The following is a 25,227-nucleotide window of genomic DNA, read 5'->3' as shown; positions in this document are numbered from 1 at the left end:
CATGAATGATCCCATCGTGATTGTCAGTGCCGCGCGTACGCCCATGGGCGGGTTCCAGGGCGACCTTAAGGGCCTGACCGCGCCGCAACTGGGCGCTGCCGCGATTCGCGCGGTGGTCGAGCGCGCCGGTATCGCCAACGATGCCGTGGATGAGGTGTTGTTCGGCTGTGTACTGCCGGCCGGCCTCGGCCAGGCACCTGCGCGCCAGGCGGCCCTCGGCGCCGGGCTGGACAAGGCCACGCGCTGTACCACCCTCAACAAGATGTGTGGTTCGGGCATGGAAGCGACCATCCTGGCCCATGACTCGCTGTTGGCGGGCAGCGTCGACGTGGTGGTTGCCGGCGGCATGGAAAGCATGTCCAACGCACCGTACCTGCTGGACCGCGCCCGCAGCGGCTACCGCATGGGCCACGGCAAGGTGCTCGACCATATGTTCCTCGACGGCCTGGAAGACGCCTACGACAAAGGCCGCCTGATGGGCACCTTTGCCGAAGATTGCGCCGAGCACAATGGCTTTACCCGTGAAGCCCAGGACGCCTTCGCCATTGCCTCCCTGACCCGTGCGCAGCAGGCCATCACCCAAGGCTGCTTCACCGCCGAGATCGTCCCGGTGCAGGTCACCGTGGGCAAAGAGCAGAAGACCATCCTGCACGACGAGCAACCCCCCAAGGCCAAGCTGGACAAGATCGCCAGCCTGAAGCCGGCCTTCCGCGAAGGCGGCACCGTCACTGCGGCCAACTCCAGTTCGATTTCCGATGGCGCGGCGGCGTTGCTGCTGATGCGTGAGTCCGAGGCGCACAAGCGTGGGCTCAAGCCGTTGGCGGTGATCCACGGGCATGCGGCGTTTGCCGACGAGCCGGGCCTGTTCCCGGTGGCGCCAGTGGGGGCGATTCGCAAGCTGATGAGCAAGACCGGCTGGAACCTGGGCGACGTGGACCTGTTTGAAATCAACGAGGCCTTTGCCGTGGTCAGCCTGGTCACCATGAGCAAGCTGGAGATTCCCCACGACAAGGTCAATATCCATGGCGGCGCCTGCGCCCTGGGCCACCCGATTGGTGCCTCCGGCGCGCGGATCCTGGTGACGCTGCTTTCGGCCCTGCGCCAAAAAGGCCTCAAGCGTGGCGTTGCCGCCATTTGCATCGGCGGTGGTGAAGCCACGGCCATGGCCGTCGAATGCCTGTATTAAGGACTCTGTACCATGCTCCCGAATGACGAACAGCTGCAAATCAGTGACGCGGCCCGGCAATTTGCCCAGGAAGGCCTGAAACCGTTCGCCGCCGAATGGGACCGCGAGCACCGCTTTCCCAAGGAAGCCATCGGCGAAATGGCCGAATTGGGCTTTTTCGGCATGCTGGTGCCGGAACAATGGGGCGGTTGCGACACCGGCTACCTGGCCTATGCCATGGCCCTGGAAGAAATCGCCGCAGGTGACGGCGCGTGCTCGACCATCATGAGCGTGCACAACTCCGTCGGTTGCGTGCCGATTCTCACGTTCGGCAACGATCAGCAGAAAGAACAATTCCTCAAACCCCTGGCCAGCGGCGCCATGCTCGGCGCCTTTGCCCTCACTGAGCCCCAAGCGGGCTCCGATGCCAGCAGCCTGAAAACCCGGGCGCGCCTGGAAGGCGACCATTACGTGTTGAACGGCTGCAAACAGTTCATCACCTCCGGGCAAAACGCCGGGATCGTGATCGTGTTTGCGGTCACCGATCCCGCCGCGGGCAAGCGCGGGATCAGCGCATTCATCGTGCCGACGAATTCACCGGGCTACACCGTGGCGCGGGTTGAAGACAAGTTGGGGCAGCATGCCTCCGACACCTGCCAGATCCTGTTTGAGGATGTGAAGGTGCCGGTGGCGAACCGCCTGGGCGAGGAGGGCGAAGGCTACCGTATCGCCCTGGCCAACCTTGAGGGCGGTCGCGTCGGTATTGCCTCGCAATCGGTGGGCATGGCCCGCGCAGCGTTCGAAGCGGCGCGCGACTACGCCCGTGAACGCGAAAGCTTTGGCAAAGCCTTGATCGAACACCAGGCCGTGGCGTTCCGCCTGGCGGACATGGCCACGCAAATCGCGGTTGCCCGTCAGATGGTGCATTACGCCGCCGCCCTGCGTGACAGCGGCAAACCGGCCTTGGTCGAGGCGTCCATGGCCAAGCTGTTCGCTTCGGAAATGGCCGAGAAAGTCTGTTCGGCCGCCTTGCAAACCTTGGGCGGTTACGGTTACCTGAGCGACTTCCCCCTGGAGCGGATCTACCGCGATGTGCGGGTCTGCCAGATCTACGAAGGCACCAGCGATATCCAGCGCATGGTCATTTCACGCAATCTTTAAGGAGCCGAAACATGAGTTACGAAACCATCCTGCTCGAAGTCCAGGGCCGTGTCGGACTGATCACCCTCAACCGCCCGCAAGCCCTGAACGCGCTGAACGCGCAACTGGTCAGTGAGCTGAACCTGGCGCTCGACAGCCTGGAAGCCAACCCGGAAATCGGCTGCATCGTGCTCACCGGCTCGAAGAAAGCCTTCGCCGCCGGCGCCGACATCAAGGAAATGGCCGAGCTGACTTACCCCCGGATCTACCTCGACGACCTGTTCAGCGACAGCGACCGCGTGGCCAACCGCCGCAAGCCGATCATCGCCGCAGTCAACGGCTTCGCCCTCGGCGGCGGCTGTGAGCTGGCGCTGATGTGCGACTTTATCCTCGCCGGCGACACTGCCAAGTTCGGCCAGCCGGAAATCAACCTTGGCGTCCTGCCAGGCATGGGCGGCACCCAGCGCCTGACCCGCGCGGTGGGCAAGGCCAAGGCCATGGAAATGTGCCTGACCGGGCGCTTCATCGACGCGGTGGAAGCGGAGCGCTGCGGGATTGTCGCGCGTATCGTGCCAGCCGATGAACTGCTGGACGAGGCGCTGAAAGTCGCCACCCTGATCGCCAGCAAGTCGGTACCGATCAGCATGATGGTCAAGGAAAGCGTGAACCGCGCGTTTGAAGTCAGCCTGTCGGAAGGTGTGCGCTTTGAGCGTCGGGTGTTCCACGCAGCGTTCGCCACCCAGGATCAGAAGGAAGGGATGGCGGCGTTCGTGGCCAAGCGCGCGCCAGCGTTCAAGGATAAATAACCCGGTATCCGGAACACCGGGGTTCAAATGGACTTGTTGTGACGAGCGGGCCTGTTGTGGCGAGCGGGCTTGCCCCGCGTTGGGCTGCGAAGCAGCCCCAATAAGGCCACCGCGCTTATCCAGGTACATTAAATCGCCAGGTTTTGGGGCCGCTTCGCGCCCCAACGCGGGGCAAGCCCGCTCGCCACAACAGGCCTGCTCACCATATCAAGCCGACTTGCTGCATCAATTCCACTTGCCACATCAAGCCCCCTCCCACAGCCGTTTCAATCAAAGCTGGTAATTCTTGAGCTCTCGGGCAATCACCATCCGCTGAATCTCGCTGGTGCCTTCGTAAATCTGCGTGATCCGCGCATCCCGGTAGTAACGCTCCACCGGGTAATCCTCCAGGTACCCATACCCTCCATGAATCTGCATGGCCGAGGAGCAGACCTTTTCAGCCATTTCCGAGGCGAACAGCTTGGCCTGGGACGCCTCAGACAGGCAGGGCTTGCCGGCACTGCGCAGGCGCGCGGCGTGCAGGATCAGCAGGCGCGCGGCATTCAGCCGGGTTTGCATATCGGCCAACAGGTTGGCGACGCTCTGGTGCTCGATGATTGCCTTATCGAACTGCACGCGGTCACGGGCATAGGCCAGCGCCGCTTCAAAGGCGGCACGGGCGATGCCCAGGGCCTGGGCGGCGATGCCAATGCGGCCACCTTCGAGGTTGGACAGGGCAATTGCCAGGCCTTTGCCGCGCTCACCCAGCAGGTTGGCCTCGGGGACTGTGCATTGGTTGAGGGTGACGGCGCAGGTGTCAGAGGCGCGAATGCCCATCTTGTGTTCGGTACGGTCCACCACGAACCCGGGCGTATCGGTGGGCACCAGGAAGGCGGAGATGCCTTTCTTGCCCAGTTCAGGGTCGGTGACGGCGAACACAATGGCCAGCTTGGCGCGCTTGCCGTTGCTGACAAACTGCTTGGCTCCGTTGATCACCCACTGGCCGTCGCGCAATTCGGCGCGGGTACGCAGGTTATGGGCTTCAGACCCCGCCTGGGGTTCGGTCAGGCAAAAGCAGCCGATGGCCTGGCCGCTGGCGAGGTCCGCCAGCCAGGTTTGTTTCTGTTCGGTGGTGCCGTAGTTGAGGATAGGCCCGCAACCCACTGAATTATGGATACTCATCAGTGCGCCCGTGGCGCCGTCACCGGCGGAAATTTCTTCCACCGCCAAGGCATAGGCCACGTAATCGACGTAGGTGCCGCCCCATTCTTCCGGCACGACCATGCCCAGCAGGCCCAGCTCGCCCATCTTGGCGACCAAGGCATCATCGATCCAGCCGGCTTTTTCCCAGGCCTGGGCGTGTGGGGCGATTTCGCCACGGGCAAAGTCGCGTGCCATGTCACGAATCATGACTTGTTCTTCAGTGTATTCAATATCTTGCATGACTTAGTTCGCAACCTGCTTGAAGGTGTGGAAGAAGCTCTCGACATGGTTGGCATCCAACTCATGGAGCGTCGGCGGATTCCAACGTGGGGTTTTGTCCTTGTCGATAATCAAGGCGCGCACGCCTTCGATCAGGTCGCCACGCTCGAACCATTGGCGGTCCAGGTGCAGCTCCAGGGCAAAGCACTGTTCCAGGGGGAGACGGCGACCGCGCCGCAGCATTTGCAAGGTCACCGCCATGGCCAGCGGCGAGCGGGTTTTCATCAGGTTGGCGGTGGTCATGGCCCATTCATGGCTGTCAGCCACGGTGACTTCCTGCAACTGTTCGACCATGCTCGGTACATCCGGCAGTGCAAAGAAATGATCGATAGGCGAGCGTAAGGCCGCGAGCGGCGCGTCGGGCAGTTGCTGTACGGCCAGTTTGGCAAGTACGCCTTGCAGGTCCTTGAGTGGGGAGTCCTGCCATGCCAGGCGATCGAGTTTCTGGTCGAGGTCGGCCAGCCTGGTACTGTCCAGGTACCAATCCGCCAGCCCGCAGTACAGCGCGTCAGCCGCGCGAATCTGCACGCCGGTGACGCCCAGGTAGATACCCAGCTCCCCTGGGATGCGCGGCAGGAAATAACTGCCGCCCACGTCAGGGAAGTAACCGATAGCCACTTCCGGCATCGCCAGGCGACTGCGTTCGGTGACGACGCGCAGATCCGCGCCTTGCACCAGGCCCATGCCGCCGCCAAGGACAAACCCGTCCATCAGGGCCAGTACGGGTTTGCGGTAGTGGTGGATGGCCAGGTCGAGGGCGTATTCCTCGACGAAAAAATCCTCGTGCAGCGTGTCGCCGTTCTTGAAGCTGTCGTAGAGGGAACGGATATCGCCACCGGCACAGAAGGCTTTTTCGCCGGCACCGCGCAGTACCACGGCGTAGACCTGAGGGTCATCGGCCCAGGCCTGCAACTGGCGAGACAGGCTGCGGACCATGTCCAGGGTGATGGCGTTTAAGCCGGCAGGGCGATTGAGGGTGAGGTGGCCAATATGGTTGCGCACTTGGGCCAGTACTTCGTGCTGCAGATTATCGGTATGGCTTGCTTCGGATGAAACCTGAGCAGTCATCTGTAACTCCCTGCTTTTATTGTTCTTTATCTAGATATTTGCGGATGAACCATCTCGCGATCCTACCAGTGCAAATTTGCCCAGTACAACCCGGAATCCTGCAGGTCGTTTTTGCATTTATGCAGAAGTGCCGCTCAGGCTGGGGGCGGGTCGAAAAAGCCTGCCAGGGCCTCGGCACAGAGCAGCACGGCACGCCGGGCACTGGCCTCAGTGGCAGGATAGTTGATAAAGCCATGAGGCATGCCGGTGTATTCCTTGTGTTGCACCGGCACGCCTGCCCGTTTCAAGCCACGTGCAAAGGCGCGCCCTTCATCGCGCAAGAGGTCGCAGCCGGCGGTAATGATCAGGGCTGCGGGCAACCCTTGCAGCGAGGTATCGCGCGCCGGCGAAAGCCAGGGATGCCCCAGGGGAATACCGGGCGGTACGTACTGGTCGAGGTACCAGTCCATCAGCTCGGCTGTCAGGCCAAACCCGTTGGCAAAGTTCCTGCGGGAGCGGTTGCGCGCCAGGCAGTCGAGCACCGGGTACAGCAACAGTTGGAAACCGATGGGCGGGGCGCCCAGGTCCCTGGCCATTTGGCAGATCACCGCCGCCAACCCACCACCCGATCCGCCCCCGGCGACCGCGATGCGCTGCGGATCCAGCCCAAGGGACGCACCGTTGCGGGCGATCCAGGCGGTGGCGGTATAGCAGCTCTTCACCGCCGCGGGAAAGCGGTGTTCCGGTGGGCGGGGGTAATCCACCGCCACCACGGCGCAACCCGCCCACTCACTCATGACCCGGCAAAAGCTGTCGTGGGTGTCCAGGTCCCCGGTGACCCAACCGCCACCGTGGAAGTACATCAGCACCGGCGCCGGGGCAGGGCGCGCGGGGCGGTACAGGCGCACTCCCACTGGCCGTCCCTCGGTCGCCAAGGTCAGGTCGCTGACCTCCATGACCACGGCATCGCGCACCTCCTTGCGTGCTTGTTCCGGGGTCATGGTGTCGCGGCCTGTGCCTGGGCTTCGATTTCCACCAGATATTCCGGACCGATCAGCGCGCAGACGCCCAGCAACATGGTGGTCGGTTCGCAGCCATCAAAAAACGCTTTATGGGCCTTGGCGATTTCCGGCCACCAATTCACGTTGGTGGTGTACATGCGCGTGGCAATTATTCGGGTGCGGTCCGTGCCCAACTGCTGGAGCGCCGCTTCGATGATCTCCAGGCAGCGCCGGGTCTGCAGGTACACGTCGTTTGGGGCGTAGGGGTTGCCGTCTTCGTCAAAGGCCACTGTGCCACTGGTGACAATGATGTTACCGGCCCGCAATGCGCGGCAGTAGCCACCGGCCTTTTCCCATTTCGCCGCAGAGAAGCAGCGCTGGATCGGATCGTTTTTCATGATCAGTGGAGCTCCACATGAATGGTTTTCAGGCCTCGAAACTGCAAGTTGTTGGTGCGCCAAACCGGTGGCTGCCCATCGATCAAGCGCAGGTTGGGGAACCGCATCAGCAGGCTGGTGAACACGATATTGGCCTCCAGCCGAAACAGCGCGGTCCCCATGCAGAAGTGTTCGCCGCGCCCAAAGGCCAGGTGGTCGTTCTTTTCGCGTCGGATATCAAAACGGTCCGGGTCCAGGAAGTGCGCGGCGTCGCGGTTGGCGGCGGCGCGTACCAGAAATACCAGCTCGCCCTTGCGCATCATGCGGCCCTTGAGTTCGATGTCCTCCCGCAGCACGCGGTGGCTGAATTGACCCGAAGGGTCGATCCGCAGCATTTCTTCGATGGCGCACGCCATGAGTGAAAGGTCGGCCCGCAGCGCCTGCAACTGATCGGGATTGAGCAGCAAGTGCAGCAGGCCAATACCCAGCATGTCGGCGCTGGTCGTGTTGCCGGCCACCAGCACGAACGCCAGTTGCGCGAGTAGATTGCCCTTGGTGATGGCAGCTGCCTCGCCCGCGGCGATCACACGGCTGACAAGGTCGTCTTCGGGCGCCTGGCGGCGCTGATCGACCAGGTCGCCGAAATACTCATACATTTCTTCCAGCCCTTGCAGGGCTTCGCGGGGGCCATACGCCGGGTCCAGGCTGCCTACCAGAAACACCAGAATGTCATCAGTCCAGCGTCGTAGCCTCAGCGCGTCTTTTTGCGGGATCCCATAGAGTTTGGCCAGGATACGCGCCGGCACCTGGTTGAACAGCTCGGCCATCAGCTCCGGTTCGTCGCTCAATTGCGACAGCAGCTCATCGACAATCGCCTGGATGTCTGCGCGCAATGCTTCGATGGCGCGCGGGGTAAAGGCCCGGCTCAACAATTGGCGACTGGCCTGGTGTGTCTGGCCGTCCTGGGCATACATCCACAGCGAGGCTTTTTCCACAAAAGGCTCGACCATCGCGCGTTTGTCCTCTGGCAATTGGGCATTCACCAATTGGCGTATCCGGTCGGAGGAGTAGCGCCTGGCATCACCCTGCGCTGCGTATACTTCATCAAAACGGGTCAGCATCCAGGCGTGGAAATGGGGGCACCAGTACACCGGATAATGTTCGCGCAGACAGGCAAACGCCGGATAGGGATCACGAACGGTGTCTGGGTTGGAAAAGTCGGGCGGTAATGGACGGGCCATGTTCATTGCTCCCTATACAGTGCACGGGTGAATTGATGGATGTAGTCGGCTTTGGCGATCGGTGCATTGACCAACACCGAAGGTGGCTTCAACCAGGCGGCCAATTGGGCGAGGCGTGCCGCGCTGGGCCGCTGTTCCGCGGGGCTGGCGAGCAGGCCCCAGTGGTGCAGGTACGCAACAAATACGTGGGTCAGGTCGTGCAGGATGGGCGGCTGGAGGCGTGCGGATTCGGCGGCCTGGATGATCAGGTCGAGTGCGCGGGCGTACGCCAGCCCGACCGCCTGTCGATGGGAAAAGTCGTTGCCCGGTCGGCACTCCTGGACAATGGTTTGCTCGATCTGCTGGCCAAGGTTGCACGGCGGTATGTGGTCGAAGCGTGGGCGCGCCAGGGCATCCTTGATTACCTGATAGGCCATCACGCTGTTGTCACCGGCGAACGTAATGCTGATTTCTAAGTCCATGCGCAGGGTGACGATCTGGTTGTAGTGATGGAACCCCTGGGAGCCGCAGAGTTCGCGGCACTGGGCGATCACTTCCAGTCCCATCCAGGTACCGACGCATTTGCTCAGGGCCGCGAGGATATGCAGCGCCTTGCGCTGCTCGGTATGCGGCCATTGTGCTTCGAAGCGGGTGAGGATGGCCTGTTCGAGGTATTTGAGCGCCAGTGCCTTGAGCTGGGCGTTATAGAGGCGCTGACGGAACAGCGGGTTGCCGAGCAACGGGCCGACCGCTAACAGCCGGTGGCGGCCAAATCGATACGTCAGGTATGCGCACAGCCCGGCGCCGTGGCGCGAGGCGGCCATCAACAACAGGCGCTCTTGCAGGAACGTTTCCAGTGCATTGATGAAGCGCTCGCCTTTGGGCAAGTCGCTGATGAACTGTCCATTGGCGGTAAACCGTGCGTAGCGCTGCAACAGCGCATCGGTGCCCAGTTGCATCTGGCAAAAACGCAAGGCGCCAACTTCATTGGCATGAATACCGCCCTTGGGGTCACAGGCAATGACCTTCAGCCCTGGGCGCAGAGGGCCGTTTTCCTGGTCGCGAATCACCACGCGAAACCAGTGGTGCCCCTGGTCTTGGCTGTCGACCAGCAAGCGCGCGAGCACCATTACCACCTGCGCCGCGTGCAGGCTGTTGCCGATCCAATACTTGCAGGCCTCTGCGCAGGGCGAATCGAGCACCAGGCAGTGCCGTTCAGGATCATAGGTGACGGTGGTCTTGAGGTTACGGACGTCGGTGCCACTGGCGATTTCAGTACAGCCAAACGCATACACCGCATGCATCTGGGTGACTTCATCACGGTAGCGCGCCACCTGCTCGGGGCTGCCCTGGGTCAGCAGGGCGTTGGCGGCGATCATGTGATCCACCAGCGAGGAATACAGGGCGTAGTCGTAGGCGCCGATCAGGCCGATGCGTTCGCACAGGTCTCGAAAATGTGAAGCGTCGGGTTGGCCGAGCCACATGTCGTTGTTGATCAGCCCCGCATCGAAAATCGCATGCATGCGCCTGATCGTCAGGTCCATGTAGGCTCTAAGGGGCAGGTGATAACGCTGTCGGGCGCCAAATAGCGCGGTGCGCAGCAACTTCTGCAAGCGGTCGTCCATGATGGGCCCTCATCAGCTTTGAACGGAGTATTCAAAACACTTGAGCAGGAGGGCCAGCGTGCAGAACGACGACGAGAGCGCAACAGGGGGAATCCTTTACCTGCATTGCCGCTCAGTGAGCACCCATTTATAGCCAGACGATCCAATGTCTTCGCTACTGGTGGTTTACGGCAATCCAGACTTCAGGGGAAAGGCAGACAACTACAAGTGATATTTACAACCTTAGCTCATCACACATGAGCGCAAACACCATTCGTCGTGAATGCGCCTATTCCACGCGACTCGCCAACACTTGACCAATGCTTCTGCGTCGCGCATGGCTTTCGGCAGCATGGATCAACTGTTCCAGCTCGGACGGCTCGATATCGTAGAACTGCTCCATGTCGGCCAACGCCAACTTGAGGTCGGCGGCGGTGATTGACGGGTCTCTTGCTGCCTGAGTCTTACTCATGAAAATGCCTGGCACCTCGGTTGTGCCCTTGGGGTAGCGCGTGCGCGTGGCATTGTTGTAGGCCAGCGCGCACCCGAGCAAGGCTCCCGCGCCGAGCATGACTGCTGGCAGCTCGTGCCAGCCGAGGGCGGCGGAGGCAGGGTCGGCCAGTACCAGGGTCATGGCCAGGCCGCCCGCCGGCGGGTGCAGGCAGCGCAGCCAGCAGATCAGGATGACGGTCATGCCCGCCGCCAGGCAGGCACTGCCCAGGGTGCGCCCCAGTACCCGAGCAACCAACAGCGCGACCACTGCGGCGCACAGGTAGCTGCCAATGATCGACCACGGCTGCGCCAGCGCACCGGATGAGACGGCGAACAGCAACACTGCCGAAGCGCCCAGAGGCCCCAGCAAGTGCAGGGCGACTTCCATGCCAAACACTTGGGCGCATACCCAGACACTGAGCAGGGTGCCCAGGGCCATGCCAATCGCGGCACGGCTCCATTCGGCGGGGCGGGTATTGATAGCAGCAGGTAACCAGCGAGCAAGCATTGAGAAGGGGTCCGTCAACAGCAGGCGAAAAAAAAGGCTTGCCTGGTTGCCCGGAAAAGCCCTTTGAACGTTCCAACATTTGGGGGAGGAACCTGCGTAGTGTGCCGGCCCTGATGCAAGGTCGCCAATGCATATTAATGAAGGTTAAGTTCAATAATGATGAACTTAGTTGAGCTGCGGCGAGGGAGTGGGGGCCTGGCAGACCTGGCCGAGGATGCGATTATGCAGTTCATCGCTCAAGAGCCGTTCCTGCAGGTTTTCGCGCACCTTGGGGTCGTTGGACAATGGACCTTTCAGCGCCACCAGGGCGTTACGCAATTCCATGAGGCGTTCCAGCCTGGGGATGGGGATGTAGCCGAGATGGACGTGCTCATGCGTCAACGGAAAAGGAGCATCAAGCAATAAGTCATCGCGCACGGCATCATCCTTTTTAATGAGGTACGCCACTGGGTTGCCTGCGGCTGATAGCGTCCTTGTCGTTATCCATTCGATCAAGGCGTGGCAAATAGTTACCGCCTTTGACGAGCGAGTTTACCGCTGGGCTTCGAGCACGGGGAAGGGGAGCGCCACGCGCCATTACCCATAGTTGTGTAGGAGTTTTCCGGGAAGTGCCGGCCGAAGCCGGCAGCGTCACGGTTGGATGGTTTTGGACAGGTGCAGCAGCACGTAGGGGTTCTTGTCGAACTCGCCGGTGAGCGTTGGCGTGATCGAACGAAAACGCGGGTCTTGCAGCTCTTCAAAGTCAGCTTTGCTCATCACCAGCCATGCTGGCCCCTGGATCGTCGCCAGTTCGGCAGGCAGTTGGGTAAACAGCGGTACCCGGTCGCAATCAAGGTTGACGATCAATTTGATCGCCTTGGCGTCCTTGCCCAGGGCATGCAGCACGACAGGCGCCGGTTGCTGCTTGACCTGCGCCTGAACAGCAAGGCTGAAGGTGCGGGTGTCGTAGAGGCTGCGCTCCAGCGGTTCGACCACCAGAATGTAAGTGCTCCATACCGCCAGCACCGCGGTCAAGGCAGGCGCGAGTGAGCGCAGCCGTGACTTGAATAGCGCCAGCAGCGCCAGTACCTGCAGCACGCCAAGTATGCCGAAGACGCCGCCAAGATGACTCAATTGCTCGGGATAGCGTGGGCGCGCCAGCCACAGGCCGACGATCAGCAGCGCCGGCAGCAGCGTCCACAGCCCCAGCATCAGGCCGCGCAACCAGCCAAACAGGCGGCCCTGCGTCACCTGGAACGGATACGCCGCAATTATTGCCGCCATCGGCAGCATTGGCAGCACATACCGCGCCTTCTTGGCCTGGGGAACCGACAAGCCGAGCATCACCAGCAGGCCCGCCGCCGCGCAATACAGCACCAACTGCAGGGCTGGATCCGGCGCGCGCCGTCCTCCTATCGCCACCGCGAGCAGCACCAGCAAGGCCAACGGGTAGGCCAGCGCGTAATTGCCCATGGAGCTGGTGAAGTAATACAGCACACCGCTGGAGCCTTCACTGCCATCCATGCGCCCCATGAACTGCATGCGGATCACGTCTTGCATGAACACTTCGCCGCCACTGAGCTTGGCCAGCAGCAACAGCAGGCCGACACACGCCACCAGCAGGGCCAGGGCCAGGAAGCCAAAGCTGAACAGCTGGCGCCATTGCCGGTTGATCAGGTAGTAGCTGCACAGCACGCCCGTAGGGATCACCAGGCCGATCGGCCCGCGAATCGCAAACCCCACGAGCAAAAGCAGATACAGCCAGTGCAGGCGCTTGCCCGCACCGAAGTGATCATGGGCATAGCCCAGGTAGAAGACTGCCAGGGCGACAGCCGCGAGCATCTGGTCCAAGGAAACGGCGCGGGTTTCGCTGATGAAGGTGCTGCTGAGCAGCAACATCGCTACGCTCAGCAGGCCCCAGCGCTGGGAGTACGGCGCCGTCAGGCGGTACACCAGCATGACAATCAGCGCCGAAGCAATGGACGTTGGCAACCAGGCCGTGAAGCTGTTGACCTGGCCCAAGGGCAGGGACAGCAGCCAGGTCATCAGTGTCGAGGTCGCCAGGTAGTCGGCGTAGGGTTGCCCGTAGGTCGTGGGGAAGAAGCTTGGCCCATGGCGCAGCATCTCCTGGGCGAACACTACGAAGCGCGAGTCAAAGCCGATGATCGCCTGGTGCCAGTTGCCGGCAATGAACAACAGCAACGCCAGCAGCCCCAAGCCAAGGGACTGTCGGCGAATCGTTGCAGTAAGCAGGGGCGCTTGAGCTTTGTTCACGTATCAGGCTTCCACAACCTGCGGTACCCACTGCTGCTGGGGAATCGGCAACTGGCAGGAGTCGCCACGGCCCATTGGGAAATACTGGAAGCCTTTGCGTGCCAGGCGCTCGCCGTCGTACAAGTTGCGGCCGTCGAAGATCACTGGGGTTTTCAGGCGCTGGTGGATCAGGTCGAAGTCCGGTGCCTTGAACTGCTGCCATTCGGTGCAGACAATCAGCGCATCGGCGCCACTCAGGGTGGATTCGGGGGTGCCCATCAGCATCAGGCGCGGGTCATCGCCGTAGATACGTTGGGTTTCCTGCATGGCTTCCGGGTCAAAGGCGCGCACATTGGCGCCGGCGGCCCACAGTGCTTCCATCAGCACGCGGCTTGGGGCGTCACGCATGTCGTCGGTGTTGGGCTTGAAGGCCAGGCCCCACAGCGCGAAGGTCTTGCCACGCAGGTTGCCCTTGAAGAAGGCATTGACGCGCTCGTACAGCTTGCTCTTCTGGCGCTGGTTGATGGCTTCCACGGCTTCCAGCAGGTCGCTGGAGCAGTTGGCCTGCTTGGCGCTGTGGATCAGAGCACGCATGTCCTTGGGGAAGCACGAGCCGCCGTAGCCGCACCCCGGGTAGATGAAGTGGTAGCCAATCCGTGAGTCGGCGCCAATGCCCAGGCGCACGGCTTCGATGTCCGCCCCCAGGTGTTCGGCCAGCTCGGCGATCTGGTTGATAAAGCTGATCTTGGTGGCCAGCATGCAGTTGGCGGCGTACTTGGTCAGTTCGGCGCTGCGCAGGTCCATGAAGATGATGCGGTCGTGGTTGCGGTTGAACGGCGCGTACAGGTCGCGCATGACATCGCGCACTTCTTCGCGCTCGCAACCGATGATGATCCGGTCCGGGCGGCGGCAGTCGGCAACCGCCGAGCCTTCCTTGAGGAATTCCGGGTTGGAGACGATATCGAACTCCAGGTGCCGGCCAGCCAGGTGCAGGGCTTTCTCGATATGGGCGCGCAAGGTGTCGCCGGTGCCGACGGGAACGGTGGATTTTTCCACCAGGATCACCGGTTCGATGCGATGACGGGCAACTGCGTCACCCACCGACAGCACGTATTTCAAATCGGCAGAACCGTCTTCATCCGACGGCGTACCCACGGCGATAAACAGCACTTCACCATGTTCGACGGCGAGTTTTTCGTCATAGGTGAAGTTCAGTCGACCGCTTTCCAGGTTCTCCTTGACCATCGCTGCCAACCCTGGCTCGAAAATGCTCACATGGCCCTGCTGCAGCAGCTTGACCTTGTTCTGATCAACGTCCATGCAGATGACATCGTGACCGACTTCGGCTAATACGGTGGCCTGCACCAGACCGACGTAACCACTACCAAATACACTGATTTTCATGGGGCATTCCTGGGGCTTGCAGCGCTAGCACGGCGAGAGTTGATAACCAGTACTCCGAGGATGACCAAGGCCACCCCCAGGGTTTTTGAAAGCGAAAAATGTTCGTTGAAAACCGGCAGGCTGGCTGCCAGCAGGTACACCAGCGCGTAGCTGATGCTGAGCAGCGAATAGGCGCGGCCCAGGGGCAGGTGTTTAAGCGCGCCGAGCCAGCAGAGCATCGATAGCGCATAGGCGATGATCGCCAGGATCACTACGCCGAGGGCAGACAGGTCGATGGTGGTGGTGAGCCATTCGTTGGGTAGGGGCAGGCGCGTCATGCTCCAGCGCATGCCCAACTGGGCGGCGCTGACCAGGCCGACACTGCCCAGGGCCAGGGCAAAACCTTGCGCCCGGCTCATACCTGACGCCCCAGCAGCACGACACCGGCAATCACCAATGCCACGCCCAGCCAATGGCGGCTGTCGATGTGCTCTTTGAACACAAAGCGCGCCATCAGTGTGACCAGCACAAAGTTCAGGCTCAGCATCGGGTAAGCCACTCCGACCTCCAGGCGCTGCAGCACCAGCAACCACACCAGCAGGCCGAAGCCCAGGCACAGCAGGGCAGCCCACAGCCAGGGTGAGCGCAGTTTCAGCGCCCAGCCGTCGGGCTGGTCGCGCCAGCTTTCCACGGCAAACTTCTGCGAGACCTGGCCCATGCAGGTGAGCAGGCAGGCGCTCAACAACAGCAGCAGGGTGATCATGGCGCAACCTGCGGGAAGATCAGAATCACAAGATTGCCTTGCTCAAAGCGCTGGCCGTCTTCAGGCAGCAACGCAACCTCGGCTATTTCATCCTCGCCTTTAACGCGCATCACCACGCCGACTACGCCTTTTTTACGCTCATCGCTCATCCATTGCTTGACCTGGGTCATGTCGACCTTGTGATGGGTGGCGTCCGGGTAGGCGAGGCCGTATTTCACTTCGCCGACGGTGTTATAGAGGGTGACGTCGGGGCGTTGCAGGCGCCATGCCAGGGCCGATGCCGCTCCCAGGTCATTGCTCAGCAACGCGGCAGACGGTTGAAGGGCCGGCAGGTGATCGATGATGAACTGGTCCGGGGTCTTGTTGTACACCACCGAATGGGGTAGCGCAGCCGGGGCCAACGCCACCAGCAGCCAGCTGCCAAGCACCGGTGCCGCCCACCATTTCAGCGGGCGCGCGGCTTGCAGCAGGTTGACGATGATCCAACCGAACAGGAAAACGAATACCAGCACCAGGCTCAGGGTTTCCTGGCCGTGCTCGTACACCGGTTTTTTCAGTTGAAGCCAGGTCAACGCCAGCAGCGCCACGACCCCGATCACCAGGTTCAGCCAGCCATTGATGCGCAAGGCGCGATCGCGACCCTGAGCCAGTTTATCGGCCAGGGCGTTGCCCATCAGCAAGGCCAGCGGCAGCAGGCACGGCATGATGTAGGACGGCAGCTTGCCCTTGGCCAGGCTGAAGAACGCCAGCGGCATCAGCAACCACAACAACAGGAAGGCGATCCTGGGGGTGCGTTTTTCCAGCCAGGCCTGCTTGAGCGTAGCCGGCAGCAATGCCACCCACGGCAACGAGAAGGCTAGCAGCAGCGGCAGGTAGTACCAGAATGGCTCGGCGTGCTGGGCGTCCTCGCCGGCGAAGCGCTGGATATGCTCGTGCCAGAAGAAGAAGTTCCAGTAATCCGGCTCCTGCGAGTGCACGGCCAACGCCCAGGGCAAGCTGACGACGATGGCCACGACCACGGCGACCACGCCGTAGCCGAGCAGCTCGCGAAAGCGTTTTTGCCAGATTGCGTAGGGCAGGGCGATCAGCACGGGCAGCAGCCACGCCAGAAAACCCTTGGTCATAAAACCCATGCCGCAGGCCAGGCCCAGCAATGCCCAGGCGCCCAGGCGACCGTTACGCGTGGTGTTATCGAAGCAGAACCACAGCGCCACGCCTGTCAGGTTGACCCAGAAGGTGAACTGCGGGTCCAGGTTGGCGTAACCGCCCAGGGCGGCGACGCTGACGAAGCTCATGTAGAGCACGGTACTGACCAGGCTCTTGTGCGGGTCATTCCACAGCCGGCGCGACACCAGGTACACCAGCAGGATGCTCAAGCCGGTGCTAAACGCTGAGGCAAAGCGTACGCCGAACAGGTTCTGCCCAAAGATCGCCTGGCCCAGCGCGATCATCCAGTAACCGGCGGCCGGCTTTTCGAAATAGCGAATGCCCATGAAGTGCGGCGAGGCCCACTTGCCGGTCAGCAGCATTTCCTGGCTGATCTGTGCGTAGCGGGTTTCATCCGGAATCCACAGGCCATGGGTGGCCAGCGGCAGCAGATAAAACACACCGAACGCCAACAGTAGCAGGGGCAGCGCCCAACGGCGGATCATGCCTGTTGCACTCCAAGCCAGCCCTCACGCCCACTCAGGGCGCCACGCACCAGGTGTTGCTGGGGCAGGGTGGTCAGGTCCGCGGGCAACAAGTCGCCCAGGGGTTTGAAGTCGATGCCGCGCTGCCCTGCCTGGGCCAGCAACTGGCGAAAATCATTGGCCATCAGAATCCCTTCTACTTCTGCGTGGATCGTGTAGACGTTCAGCTTCGACTCGGCAAAGCGGTCGAGGATGAAGCGGTTGAAGTCCTTGGCAGCCACCACCGGCCCGACGACTTCGTCGAAGGTCGGCAGGTCTACCGGAATTTGTGGGGTGCCCGCGCTGCCATCGGCCAATGTCGGTCGAAACAGGCTGGTGCCCCGGCAATCGCTGTTGTAGCGAAAGTTGAAGCCTTGCTTGGCTTGCACCACGCGTTCATCGGCACGCCAACCGGCCGCCGCTGAACAGTCGATGCGTTCACCGAGGATATCGCTGAGGGTGTCGACGCCACGGCGGATCTGCTCCACCAGTTGTGCCTCACTCCAGCGCCCGGTGTTGGCCTGCCAACCGTGGTGATCCCAGGCGTGCAGGCCGACTTCGTGCCCGGCGGCCTTGGCCTGGCGCATCAAGTGCCCCAGGTCACGACCGATCGGCTTGCCCGGCCAGGCGGTGCCGGCCAGCAAGATATCCAGGCCATACAGGCCTACGGCATTGGAACGCAGCATCTTCCACAGGAACTGCGGGCGGATGAGGCGCCACAAGTGGCGCCCCATGTTGTCCGGCCCAACACTGAAGAAGAACGTCGCTTTCACCCCGGCTTCATCCAGGGATTCGAGCAACCGCGGCACACCTTCACGGGTGCCACGGTAGGTGTCGACATCAATGCGAAGACCTGCCTGCATTACTTCTTGTCCGCGATTTCGAGCATGGCTTCTTTCAGGAAGAAGTCGAGGGTGTTGCCGATGGTCTCGCTCATCTCAACGGTTGGCTCCCAGTTCAACAGGCGCTTGGCGTTTTCGATGCTTGGCTTGCGGTGCGCCACGTCCTGGTAACCGGTGCCGTAGAACGCCTTGCTCTCTACGTCGCGGAAACCGGCGAACGGAGGGAAGTTGCTGCGCAGCGGGTGAGCTTCGAACTGACGCAGCAGTTCTTCGCCCAGTTGACGGATGCTGGCTTCGTTTTCCGGGTTGCCGATGTTGATGATCTGGCTATCGCAGACACCGTTGTCGTTATCAATGATACGGGCCAGGGCTTCGATACCGTCGGCGATGTCAGTGAAGCAACGTTTTTGCTCGCCACCGTCGAACAGACGGATCGGGGTGCCTTCCACCAGGTTCAGGATCAACTGGGTAATCGCACGGGAGCTGCCGATACGCGCCGAATCCAGGCGGTCCAGGCGTGGTCCCATCCAGTTGAACGGACGGAACAGGGTGAATTTCAGGCCCTTGTCGCCGTAGGCCCAGATGACGCGGTCGAGCAGTTGCTTGGAGACCGAGTAGATCCAGCGTTGCTTGTTGACCGGGCCGACCACCAGGTTGGAGGTGTCTTCGTCGAAGTACTGGTCCTGGCACATGCCATAAACTTCAGAGGTCGATGGGAAGATCACGCGCTTGTTGTACTTGACGCAGTAGCGCACCAGCTTGAGGTTTTCTTCGAAGTCCAGCTCGAACACGCGCAGCGGGTTGCGGGTGTATTCGATCGGAGTGGCGATGGCCACGAGCGGCAGGACGACGTCGCACTTCTTGATGTGGTACTCGATCCACTCGGTGTGGATGCTGATATCGCCTTCCACGTAATGGAAGTTCGGGTGGCTGCGCAGGCGCTCGATGGCGTCGGAGCCGATATCCAGGCCGTAGACCTCGTAGCGGTCGTCACGCAGCAGGCGCTCGGACAGGTGGTTACCGATAAAGCCGTTCACGCCCAGGATCAGTACACGGGTACGACGTGGCTTGCGGCCGGATTCGGCGCCGCGCAGGACGGAGCCGTCGACCAGGCCCAATTCGTTGGCCAGGGACGGGCCGGCCAGGTACAGGCCGTTGTCATTGCGCTGGCCGAACTTGACCACCAGGGAGTCTTCGCCGCAGGCGATGCGCAGCGGGTTGACGCTGATCACGCGGCCGGGCGCCAGGCCTTCGTTGCCCTTGACGACTTCGGCTTGCCATACGATCAGCTTGTGCTCGCCCACGGCGCAGAAGGCACCTGGGTAAGGCTGGGTCACGGCACGCACCAGGTTGAACAGTTCTTCAGCCGGCTTTTTCCACTCCAGCTTGCCATCAGCGGCGGTACGGCGGCCAAAATAGGTAGCCTGGCTTTCGTCCTGGGCGGTTTCAGTCAGCTTGCCCGCGGCCAGTTGTGGCAGGGCATCGCGCAGCAGGTTGGTGGCGGCGTCACGCAATTTGGCGTGCAGGGTCAGGCCGGTGTCGGTGCGCTCGATCGTGACTTTCTGCTGGGCGAGGATCGCGCCAGCGTCGGCACGCTTGACCATGCGGTGCAGGGTCACGCCGGTTTCGGTTTCGCCCTTGACCAGTACCCAGTTGGCCGGTGCGCGGCCACGGTATTTCGGCAACAGCGAACCGTGCAGGTTGAACGCGCCTTTGCTGGCGGTGGCCAACAGGGCTTCGCTGAGCAGGTTGCGGTAGTAGAACGAGAAGATGAAGTCCGGGTTGAGCTTGGCGATGCGCTCGATCCACAACGGGTGGTTGGCGTCTTCCGGTGCATGCACCGGGATGCCGTTGCGGGCGCACAGTTGCGCGACGGAACCGTAGAAATTGTTTTCCTTGGGGTCATCGGCATGGGTGAACACGGCAGCAATGTCGTAGCCAGCCGTCAGCAAGGCTTCAATGCCAGCACAGCCAATATCGTGATAAGCGAATACAACGGCTTTTGAATTCATGACGAAACCTGATCGGAAGGAGAAGTAGTGGTGGTATGGGAGGACGCCAGGCCGTCGACGACGACCACGGGTGCCGGTGCTGCCGGTTGGTTGCGCAGCACTTTTTCAATAAAGAACCGAGGGCGGGCGCGCACATCGCTGTACATGCGGCCCAGGTATTCACCCAAGAGGCCCATGCCGATGAACTGGCCGCCGGTGAACACGAAGAGCACCGCAAACAGCACGAAGGTGCCATCACCGGCCCATTGGGCACCGAAGGCCAGGCGCAGGATGATCAGCGCAAATGCGAACAGCCCGCCCAGGCCCGCCAGGCAGAAGCCGACAATAGACAGCAGGCGCAGCGGGGTGGTGGTCATGCAGGTCAGCAGATCGAACATCAGGCTGATCAGGCGCATGGCACTGTATTTGGATTCGCCGTGCTCGCGCTCGGCGTGGTTTACGAGGATTTCCGTGGTGTGGCGGGCAAACCCGTTGGCCAGGATCGGGATAAAGGTGCTGCGCTCGCGGCAGGCAAGCATGGCGTCGACGATGGTGCGGCGATACGCGCGCAGCATGCAGCCGTAGTCGGTCATGGCCACACCGGTGGAGCGTTGCACGGCCAGGTTGATCAGGCGCGAAGGCCAGCGGCGGAAGGCCGAGTCCTGGCGATTGTTGCGCACGGTGGCGACCACGTCGTAACCCAGGGCGGCTTGTTCCACCAGGCGCGGGATTTCTTCCGGCGGGTTCTGCAGGTCGGCGTCGAGGGTAATCACCACGTCGCCGCGGCACTGCTCGAAACCAGCCATGATCGCCGCATGCTGGCCGTAGTTGCGGTTAAGGATCACCGCCACCACGTTGCTACCGTCTTCTTCGGCGGCGTTTTCCAGCAACTGGGCGGATTTGTCACGGCTACCGTCATCCACCAGGATGATTTCGTATTCGTAGGCCAGTTGCTTGCAGGCTGCGGTGGTGCGACGCAGCAATTCAGGCAGGCTCTCTTGTTCGTTGTAGACCGGAATAACGATCGACACACAATGAATAGGGTAGGGTTTCAAAGATTCATGACCTCGGGGTTAGATCAGCTTGGTGCGTGAAAACAGCAGCAATCAGTGGGCGAAAATGCAGGCAACTGATCAAAAGGCAGTGGGGTGCGTGCGTAAAAATGTTGTACGAATATGAAAGCCTGATGAAAAACTCGTTTATTTGACAGGTAGACAGCTAGGGTTCAGCTAGGTACCTAACGTGTTGAGCCGTGCGGTAAATCCGCGAAATAGACGCGTGTTGGCCGCTGATGGGAGCCTGCGGGCAAACAACGGCTTCGACCGCCGAATTTATTCAACAATCTTCTCTGCATTGCCGCTCAAGTGCCGGTAAAGTAAGCCATCTCTTGCCAGGGTACTCGGATGAATAGCGTGCAGCTTTTGCGTGGCCAGTTGCGGCCCGCGTTGATGGGGTTGTTGATGACGATGGCGTGTATCACGACCGTGCGGGCCGATGAGGGGGTGGCGCTGACCCCGGTCACCCAGGTGCCGGAGGGCGTTGAAGTCCGTGGTAAGCAGGTTGCCGCCTATACATGGGACGACCGTCAGGGCAAGAACCTGCTGGTGCTCGCCGAACAACTCAATGAACGCGAGGACGATGGCACCCAATCGGCATTTGTCTATGCAGCCCAATACCTGATCGATGGCGACCGCCCCAAACGCATGTGGATGCTCTACGACGATGTACAGCATTGTGAGTTCGACGCGGCGTTGCACTTCGACATGGCTGCGACCAAGGTCACCGACCTGGCCGGCGACGGCCTCACCCAGGCTACCGTGGGTTACTCGCGCACCTGCACCAGCGATGTCAGCCCTAACGAATTCAAGCTGATCATGCATGTGGGCAAGTCGCAGAAGTACCGTTTGCGCGGTGTCGACCGCTACGGCGCCAGCTGGTGGGACGAAGAGGCCGGCGCACTGCGCGGCATGCCGTTGCCCAAGGACTGCAGCGTAGCCGGGCAACAGGCGCTGGTCAGCCAGTATAAGGAGCAGGGTACCGAACTGCCGTTGCCGGGTTGCTATACCGACGAGAAGGATTTTGCCAAGGCGCCGGAGAACTACCTGACGTTCATGCGCGAGCACTGGTTTGCGCTGATGCAGAAGCAGGATGCCGAGTGGAGCCAGTCCCAGACCCTACCTCAGCCTCAGGAACCCACCGAGGATGACGAAACGGCCCCGTGATGTGGCAGGCGGGCGGGTCCTGCGTTAGACTCGCCCCTCGCCATTCACTAAATACCTCGATTTAACAATGACTTGATCGAGGTATTTAATCCAAAGGCTGATCTACCTTGACTGAGTCTATCCGCAATCCACTGACCCTCTATCTCACTCGCCTGGCCCCCTCCAGCCAATTGACCATGCGCTATGTGCTGCAAGACGCAGCCGACCGCCTGGGGTACGAGGACATTAACCTCGAAGACATTGACTGGCACCTGCTGCAACCTGAACACGTGATCGCGCTCGTCGCTGCCTTGCGCGAGGACGGCTATGCCCCCAATACCTCATCGTTGTATGTGAACGCGGTGCGCGGGGTGATGAACGAAGCCTGGCGCATCAGCCTGATCAGCCAGGAGCATCTGTTGAAGATGCGTTCGGTCAAGGCGACTCCTGGCAGCCGCCTGGGCCAGGGGCGCAACCTGCGACGCACGCTGATCCGCGAAATGATGGAAGTCTGCGCCGCCGACCCGCGCCCCCAGGGCCTGCGCGATGCCGCTGTGATCGGCATCCTCTACGGTTCAGGTATGCGCAAGTCGGAATCGGTCAACCTCGACCTGGGGCAGATCAATTTCCAGGAACGCAGCTTGCGGGTGATCGGCAAGGGCAACAAGGAGCTGGTCAAGTACGCGCCAGACTGGGCTTTCGCCAAGTTGCAGACCTGGCTGGCGTTTCGCCGCGAACAGCTCAAGGAAGGTGAACAAGACGATACCTTTCTCTTCAACCGCATCCGTCGGGGCAGCCACATCACACGCGAGCGCATCACCAAGCACGCGATTTACTACATTGCCCGTCAGCGCGGTGAGCAGGTCGGTGTGAAGATCATGCCCCACGATTTCCGCCGCTCGTTTATCACGCGAGTGATCGAAGAGCACGACCTGTCGATCGCACAGAAACTGGCGCACCACACCAATATCCAGACCACCGCCAGTTATGACGTGCGTGACGACAACGAGCGGCGGCGGGCGGTGGACCGGTTTGATTTGTAAACGATCAGCGCACAATTCAACCGTGTGGGAGGGAGCAAGCCTCTCCCACCGGGTAATGTGCAGGATCAGAGGATCGGTTTACCGCCGGTGACGGCGTAACGGGAGCCCGATATGTAGCTGGCTTCGTCCGAGGCCAGCAGCACATAGATCGGCGCCACCTCTACCGGTTGCCCAGGACGGCCCAGCGGTGTTTCGCTGCCAAAACTCTGCACATCTTCATCGGGCATGGTCGCCACGATCAACGGCGTCCAGATTGGGCCCGGTGCGACGCTGTTGACGCGAATACCCTTGCTGCCCAGCAACTGCGCCAGGCCACCGGTGAAGTTGGCTATCGCGCCTTTGGTGGCGGCATAGGCCAGCAACGTCGGCTTGGGCATGTCGGAATTGACTGAACTGGTGTTGATGATCGAACTGCCGGCCTTCATATGGGGCAGGGCGGCCTTGCAGATACGAAACATCGCGGTGATGTTGATATCGAAGGTCTTGACCCATTCTTCATCCTCGATTTCTTCGAGGGTTTCGTGGGTCATCTGGAAGGCAGCATTGTTCACCAGCACATCGATGCGACCGAACTGTTCGACAGTCTTGTCGACCAGCGCCTGGCAGTTGGCCTTTTGCGCGATGTCACCGGGCAACAACAGGCACTGGCGACCGGCTTCCTCGACCCAGCGTGCGGTTTCACGGGCATCTTCATGTTCGTCCAGGTAGGCGATCGCCACATCGGCGCCTTCGCGGGCAAATGCGATGGCCACGGCGCGGCCAATACCGCTGTCGGCACCGGTAATCAGGGCGATTTTATTCGCCAGCCGGCCTGAGCCCTTGTAGCTCTGCTCGCCGCAGTCGGGGTACGGGTCCATTTTTTTCTGGGAGCCGGGTACCGATTGGGCTTGAGGGGCGAAAGGCGGGCGAGGGTAGTCGGTCATTTCAAACTCCATAGCTGTTTAAGGGTGCTATGGAATTAGGTGTTTGCCCGCCCGCGATAGTTGTAATGGATGCCTTCCAGGCCCGACGAATGGTTACGGCGAAGGCAGGCCACTGGAGCGCAAGTGTGCCGGCAGACGGCGCAAGGTCCATAAAGTGGTGAGCATTGCGGCCACGGCACACAGCGCGATACCGAGTAGCATGGGGGCCGGAGTGTGGTCTGCAAACAACCCGACCAGGGTCATGGACGCGGCCGCGGTGATCATCTGAATGGCACCGAGCAGGGCTGACGCAGAACCGGCCACCGCGCCATGATCCTCCAGGGACAGCACCCCGGCGGCCGGCAACAGCAAGCCGAGAAAGCCAAAACCGATAAACAGCAGCGTCATCATCAAGGCCAAGTGGCTGCCCCACAGCGTGGTGGCGGCCAACACGAGCATGACCGCCGCTACCGCCACCACCGACCAGCGAATCAACGGCGCCAGGCCAAAGCGTGCGCTCAGGCGTGCGGTGAGTTGGCTCATGGCAAAGAACGAGGCCGCGTTCAGCGCAAAGCACAGGCTGAATTGGGTCGGCGTCAGGCCGAAATACTCGATATATACGAACGGTGCGCTGCCGATAAACACGAAGAACGTCGCCAGGCCAAACCCGCACACCACCGACAACCCGGTGAACACCGGGTCGCGCAGCAGGGCGCCGTAGCTGCCGAACGCGCTGCCCAGGGTCTTGCCCAGCCGGCGTTCGGCGGGGTGGGTTTCGGGCAGTTGCACGATGGTCATCACCAGGCAGAGCAGTGCCACCACGGCAAGTACCACGAATACCTCGCGCCAACTCCAGAGCGAGATGACCAGGCTACCGGCCAGCGGGGCCAGGATCGGCGACACACTCATTACCAGCATCAGCAATGCCATCAGGCGCGCGGCCTCAGGGCCGGTGTACAGGTCGCGCACAATCGCCCGGGGAATCACCATCCCGGCACACGCACCAAAGGCCTGAACCGCGCGAAAACCAATCAATACTTCAATGCTCGGCGCCAAGGCACAACCGATACTGCCCACGGCGAAGATCAACAGGCCGGCGTAGATCGGCAGCTTGCGCCCGAATACGTCGCTGATCGGGCCATAGAACAACTGGCACACACCAATGATCATGAAGAACACCGTGAGGCTCATCTGCACTGCCGAAGGCGAAGCGCTCAGGCTGGCACCCAAGGTCGGTAGCGCGGGCAGGTAGATATCGATGGCGAAGGGGCCGACGGCGGTGATCAGGCCCAACAGCACGGCGAGGTGGGCGATACGTTTGGGCATGGCAGTTCCGGGCGAAGCAAAGGCCGATCAGCTTAAAGAACCGCTTCCCTGCA

General features: G+C 61.4%; 23 protein-coding genes. 5 read left to right on the top strand and 18 right to left on the bottom strand.

The features are described 5' to 3' along the window. The first annotated feature begins 1 nt into the window (after position 1). The 3 genes from ACODSV_RS03855 to ACODSV_RS03845 are packed head-to-tail and all read left to right on the top strand — an operon-like array spanning position 2 to position 3,111. Positions 2-1,186, top strand: coding sequence for an acetyl-CoA C-acyltransferase (locus tag ACODSV_RS03855; protein ID WP_069076021.1), 1,185 nt, complete (start codon positions 2-4; stop codon positions 1,184-1,186). Between the two features lie 12 nt (positions 1,187-1,198). Next, complete coding sequence (locus tag ACODSV_RS03850) at positions 1,199-2,326, top strand: acyl-CoA dehydrogenase (protein ID WP_150095456.1); 1,128 nt, start codon at positions 1,199-1,201, stop codon at positions 2,324-2,326. Positions 2,327-2,337: 11 nt separating this feature from the next. After that, the gene (locus ACODSV_RS03845; protein ID WP_069076019.1) at positions 2,338-3,111 is read left to right on the top strand and encodes an enoyl-CoA hydratase; all 774 of its coding nucleotides are present in this window, start codon (positions 2,338-2,340) and stop codon (positions 3,109-3,111) included. 270 nt (positions 3,112-3,381) lie between these two features. Here the strand turns inward: ACODSV_RS03845 and ACODSV_RS03840 are convergent, their stop codons facing one another. The 16 genes from ACODSV_RS03840 to arnC form a co-directional block, all read right to left on the bottom strand. Beyond that, positions 3,382-4,533, bottom strand: a complete 1,152-nt coding sequence (locus ACODSV_RS03840; protein ID WP_024075393.1) for an acyl-CoA dehydrogenase family protein — start codon at positions 4,531-4,533, stop codon at positions 3,382-3,384. 3 nt (positions 4,534-4,536) lie between these two features. Then, on the bottom strand, positions 4,537-5,640 hold the full coding sequence (locus ACODSV_RS03835) for an enoyl-CoA hydratase/isomerase family protein (protein ID WP_024075394.1): 1,104 nt from the start codon (positions 5,638-5,640) through the stop codon (positions 4,537-4,539). 134 nt (positions 5,641-5,774) lie between these two features. Next, positions 5,775-6,620, bottom strand: coding sequence for an alpha/beta hydrolase (locus ACODSV_RS03830; protein ID WP_150056174.1), 846 nt, complete (start codon positions 6,618-6,620; stop codon positions 5,775-5,777). Next, positions 6,617-7,018 (bottom strand): RidA family protein, encoded by a 402-nt coding sequence (locus ACODSV_RS03825; protein ID WP_150056175.1) that lies wholly within the window; start codon positions 7,016-7,018, stop codon positions 6,617-6,619. The genes ACODSV_RS03830 and ACODSV_RS03825 overlap by 4 nt, the downstream gene beginning before the upstream one ends. 2 nt (positions 7,019-7,020) lie before the next feature. Next, positions 7,021-8,238 carry a cytochrome P450 gene (locus ACODSV_RS03820; protein WP_223817922.1) on the bottom strand — a complete coding sequence of 406 codons (1,218 nt, stop codon included), beginning with the start codon at positions 8,236-8,238 and terminating at the stop codon, positions 7,021-7,023. Between the two features lie 2 nt (positions 8,239-8,240). Beyond that, positions 8,241-9,842, bottom strand: a complete 1,602-nt coding sequence (locus tag ACODSV_RS03815; protein WP_223817923.1) for an acyl-CoA dehydrogenase family protein — start codon at positions 9,840-9,842, stop codon at positions 8,241-8,243. Between the two features lie 268 nt (positions 9,843-10,110). Next, positions 10,111-10,821: an HPP family protein gene (locus ACODSV_RS03810; RefSeq protein WP_150056177.1), complete on the bottom strand. Its 711-nt coding sequence runs from the start codon at positions 10,819-10,821 to the stop codon at positions 10,111-10,113. A gap of 165 nt (positions 10,822-10,986) precedes the next feature. Then, positions 10,987-11,238 (bottom strand): type VI secretion system contractile sheath small subunit, encoded by a 252-nt coding sequence (locus tag ACODSV_RS03805; RefSeq protein ID WP_081329281.1) that lies wholly within the window; start codon positions 11,236-11,238, stop codon positions 10,987-10,989. 213 nt (positions 11,239-11,451) lie between these two features. Beyond that, a complete protein-coding gene (locus tag ACODSV_RS03800; protein ID WP_150056178.1) occupies positions 11,452-13,074 on the bottom strand; it encodes an ArnT family glycosyltransferase in 1,623 nt (540 codons plus the stop codon). A gap of 3 nt (positions 13,075-13,077) precedes the next feature. Next, positions 13,078-14,457, bottom strand: a complete 1,380-nt coding sequence (locus ACODSV_RS03795) for a UDP-glucose dehydrogenase family protein (protein ID WP_024075402.1) — start codon at positions 14,455-14,457, stop codon at positions 13,078-13,080. Then, positions 14,454-14,855, bottom strand: a complete 402-nt coding sequence (gene arnF / locus ACODSV_RS03790; protein ID WP_024075403.1) for a 4-amino-4-deoxy-L-arabinose-phosphoundecaprenol flippase subunit ArnF — start codon at positions 14,853-14,855, stop codon at positions 14,454-14,456. Before arnF ends, ACODSV_RS03795 begins: the two co-directional genes overlap by 4 nt. Then, positions 14,852-15,199: a 4-amino-4-deoxy-L-arabinose-phosphoundecaprenol flippase subunit ArnE gene (gene arnE / locus ACODSV_RS03785; RefSeq protein WP_024075404.1), complete on the bottom strand. Its 348-nt coding sequence runs from the start codon at positions 15,197-15,199 to the stop codon at positions 14,852-14,854. The genes arnF and arnE overlap by 4 nt, the downstream gene beginning before the upstream one ends. Continuing rightward, entirely contained in the window at positions 15,196-16,851 is a 1,656-nt protein-coding gene (gene arnT, locus ACODSV_RS03780) for a lipid IV(A) 4-amino-4-deoxy-L-arabinosyltransferase (RefSeq protein ID WP_454843688.1), read from the bottom strand. The genes arnE and arnT overlap by 4 nt, the downstream gene beginning before the upstream one ends. After that, positions 16,848-17,732, bottom strand: coding sequence for a 4-deoxy-4-formamido-L-arabinose-phosphoundecaprenol deformylase (gene arnD, locus ACODSV_RS03775; RefSeq protein ID WP_024075406.1), 885 nt, complete (start codon positions 17,730-17,732; stop codon positions 16,848-16,850). Before arnD ends, arnT begins: the two co-directional genes overlap by 4 nt. Then, positions 17,732-19,723: a bifunctional UDP-4-amino-4-deoxy-L-arabinose formyltransferase/UDP-glucuronic acid oxidase ArnA gene (arnA, locus tag ACODSV_RS03770; RefSeq protein WP_024075407.1), complete on the bottom strand. Its 1,992-nt coding sequence runs from the start codon at positions 19,721-19,723 to the stop codon at positions 17,732-17,734. The genes arnD and arnA overlap by 1 nt, the downstream gene beginning before the upstream one ends. Further along, positions 19,720-20,757 (bottom strand): undecaprenyl-phosphate 4-deoxy-4-formamido-L-arabinose transferase, encoded by a 1,038-nt coding sequence (gene arnC / locus ACODSV_RS03765; protein ID WP_024075408.1) that lies wholly within the window; start codon positions 20,755-20,757, stop codon positions 19,720-19,722. The genes arnA and arnC overlap by 4 nt, the downstream gene beginning before the upstream one ends. 348 nt (positions 20,758-21,105) lie before the next feature. Between arnC and ACODSV_RS03760 the strand changes: the two genes are divergently transcribed. Both ACODSV_RS03760 and ACODSV_RS03755 read left to right on the top strand, forming a co-directional pair. Continuing rightward, positions 21,106-21,924, top strand: a complete 819-nt coding sequence (locus ACODSV_RS03760) for a M949_RS01915 family surface polysaccharide biosynthesis protein (protein ID WP_150054522.1) — start codon at positions 21,106-21,108, stop codon at positions 21,922-21,924. Between the two features lie 107 nt (positions 21,925-22,031). Then, complete coding sequence (locus ACODSV_RS03755) at positions 22,032-22,946, top strand: site-specific integrase (protein ID WP_150054523.1); 915 nt, start codon at positions 22,032-22,034, stop codon at positions 22,944-22,946. A 65-nt stretch (positions 22,947-23,011) separates the two neighbouring features. Here the strand turns inward: ACODSV_RS03755 and ACODSV_RS03750 are convergent, their stop codons facing one another. Together ACODSV_RS03750 and ACODSV_RS03745 are read right to left on the bottom strand one after the other, a co-directional pair. Continuing rightward, positions 23,012-23,869: an SDR family oxidoreductase gene (locus ACODSV_RS03750; protein ID WP_024075411.1), complete on the bottom strand. Its 858-nt coding sequence runs from the start codon at positions 23,867-23,869 to the stop codon at positions 23,012-23,014. A gap of 93 nt (positions 23,870-23,962) precedes the next feature. Continuing rightward, positions 23,963-25,174, bottom strand: coding sequence for a multidrug effflux MFS transporter (locus ACODSV_RS03745; RefSeq protein ID WP_150054524.1), 1,212 nt, complete (start codon positions 25,172-25,174; stop codon positions 23,963-23,965). Between the last annotated feature and the right edge of the window lie 53 nt (positions 25,175-25,227).

This window comes from Pseudomonas sp. FG86 (genome assembly GCF_057808775.1).
This window is presented reverse-complemented; position numbering and strand designations above follow the sequence as displayed.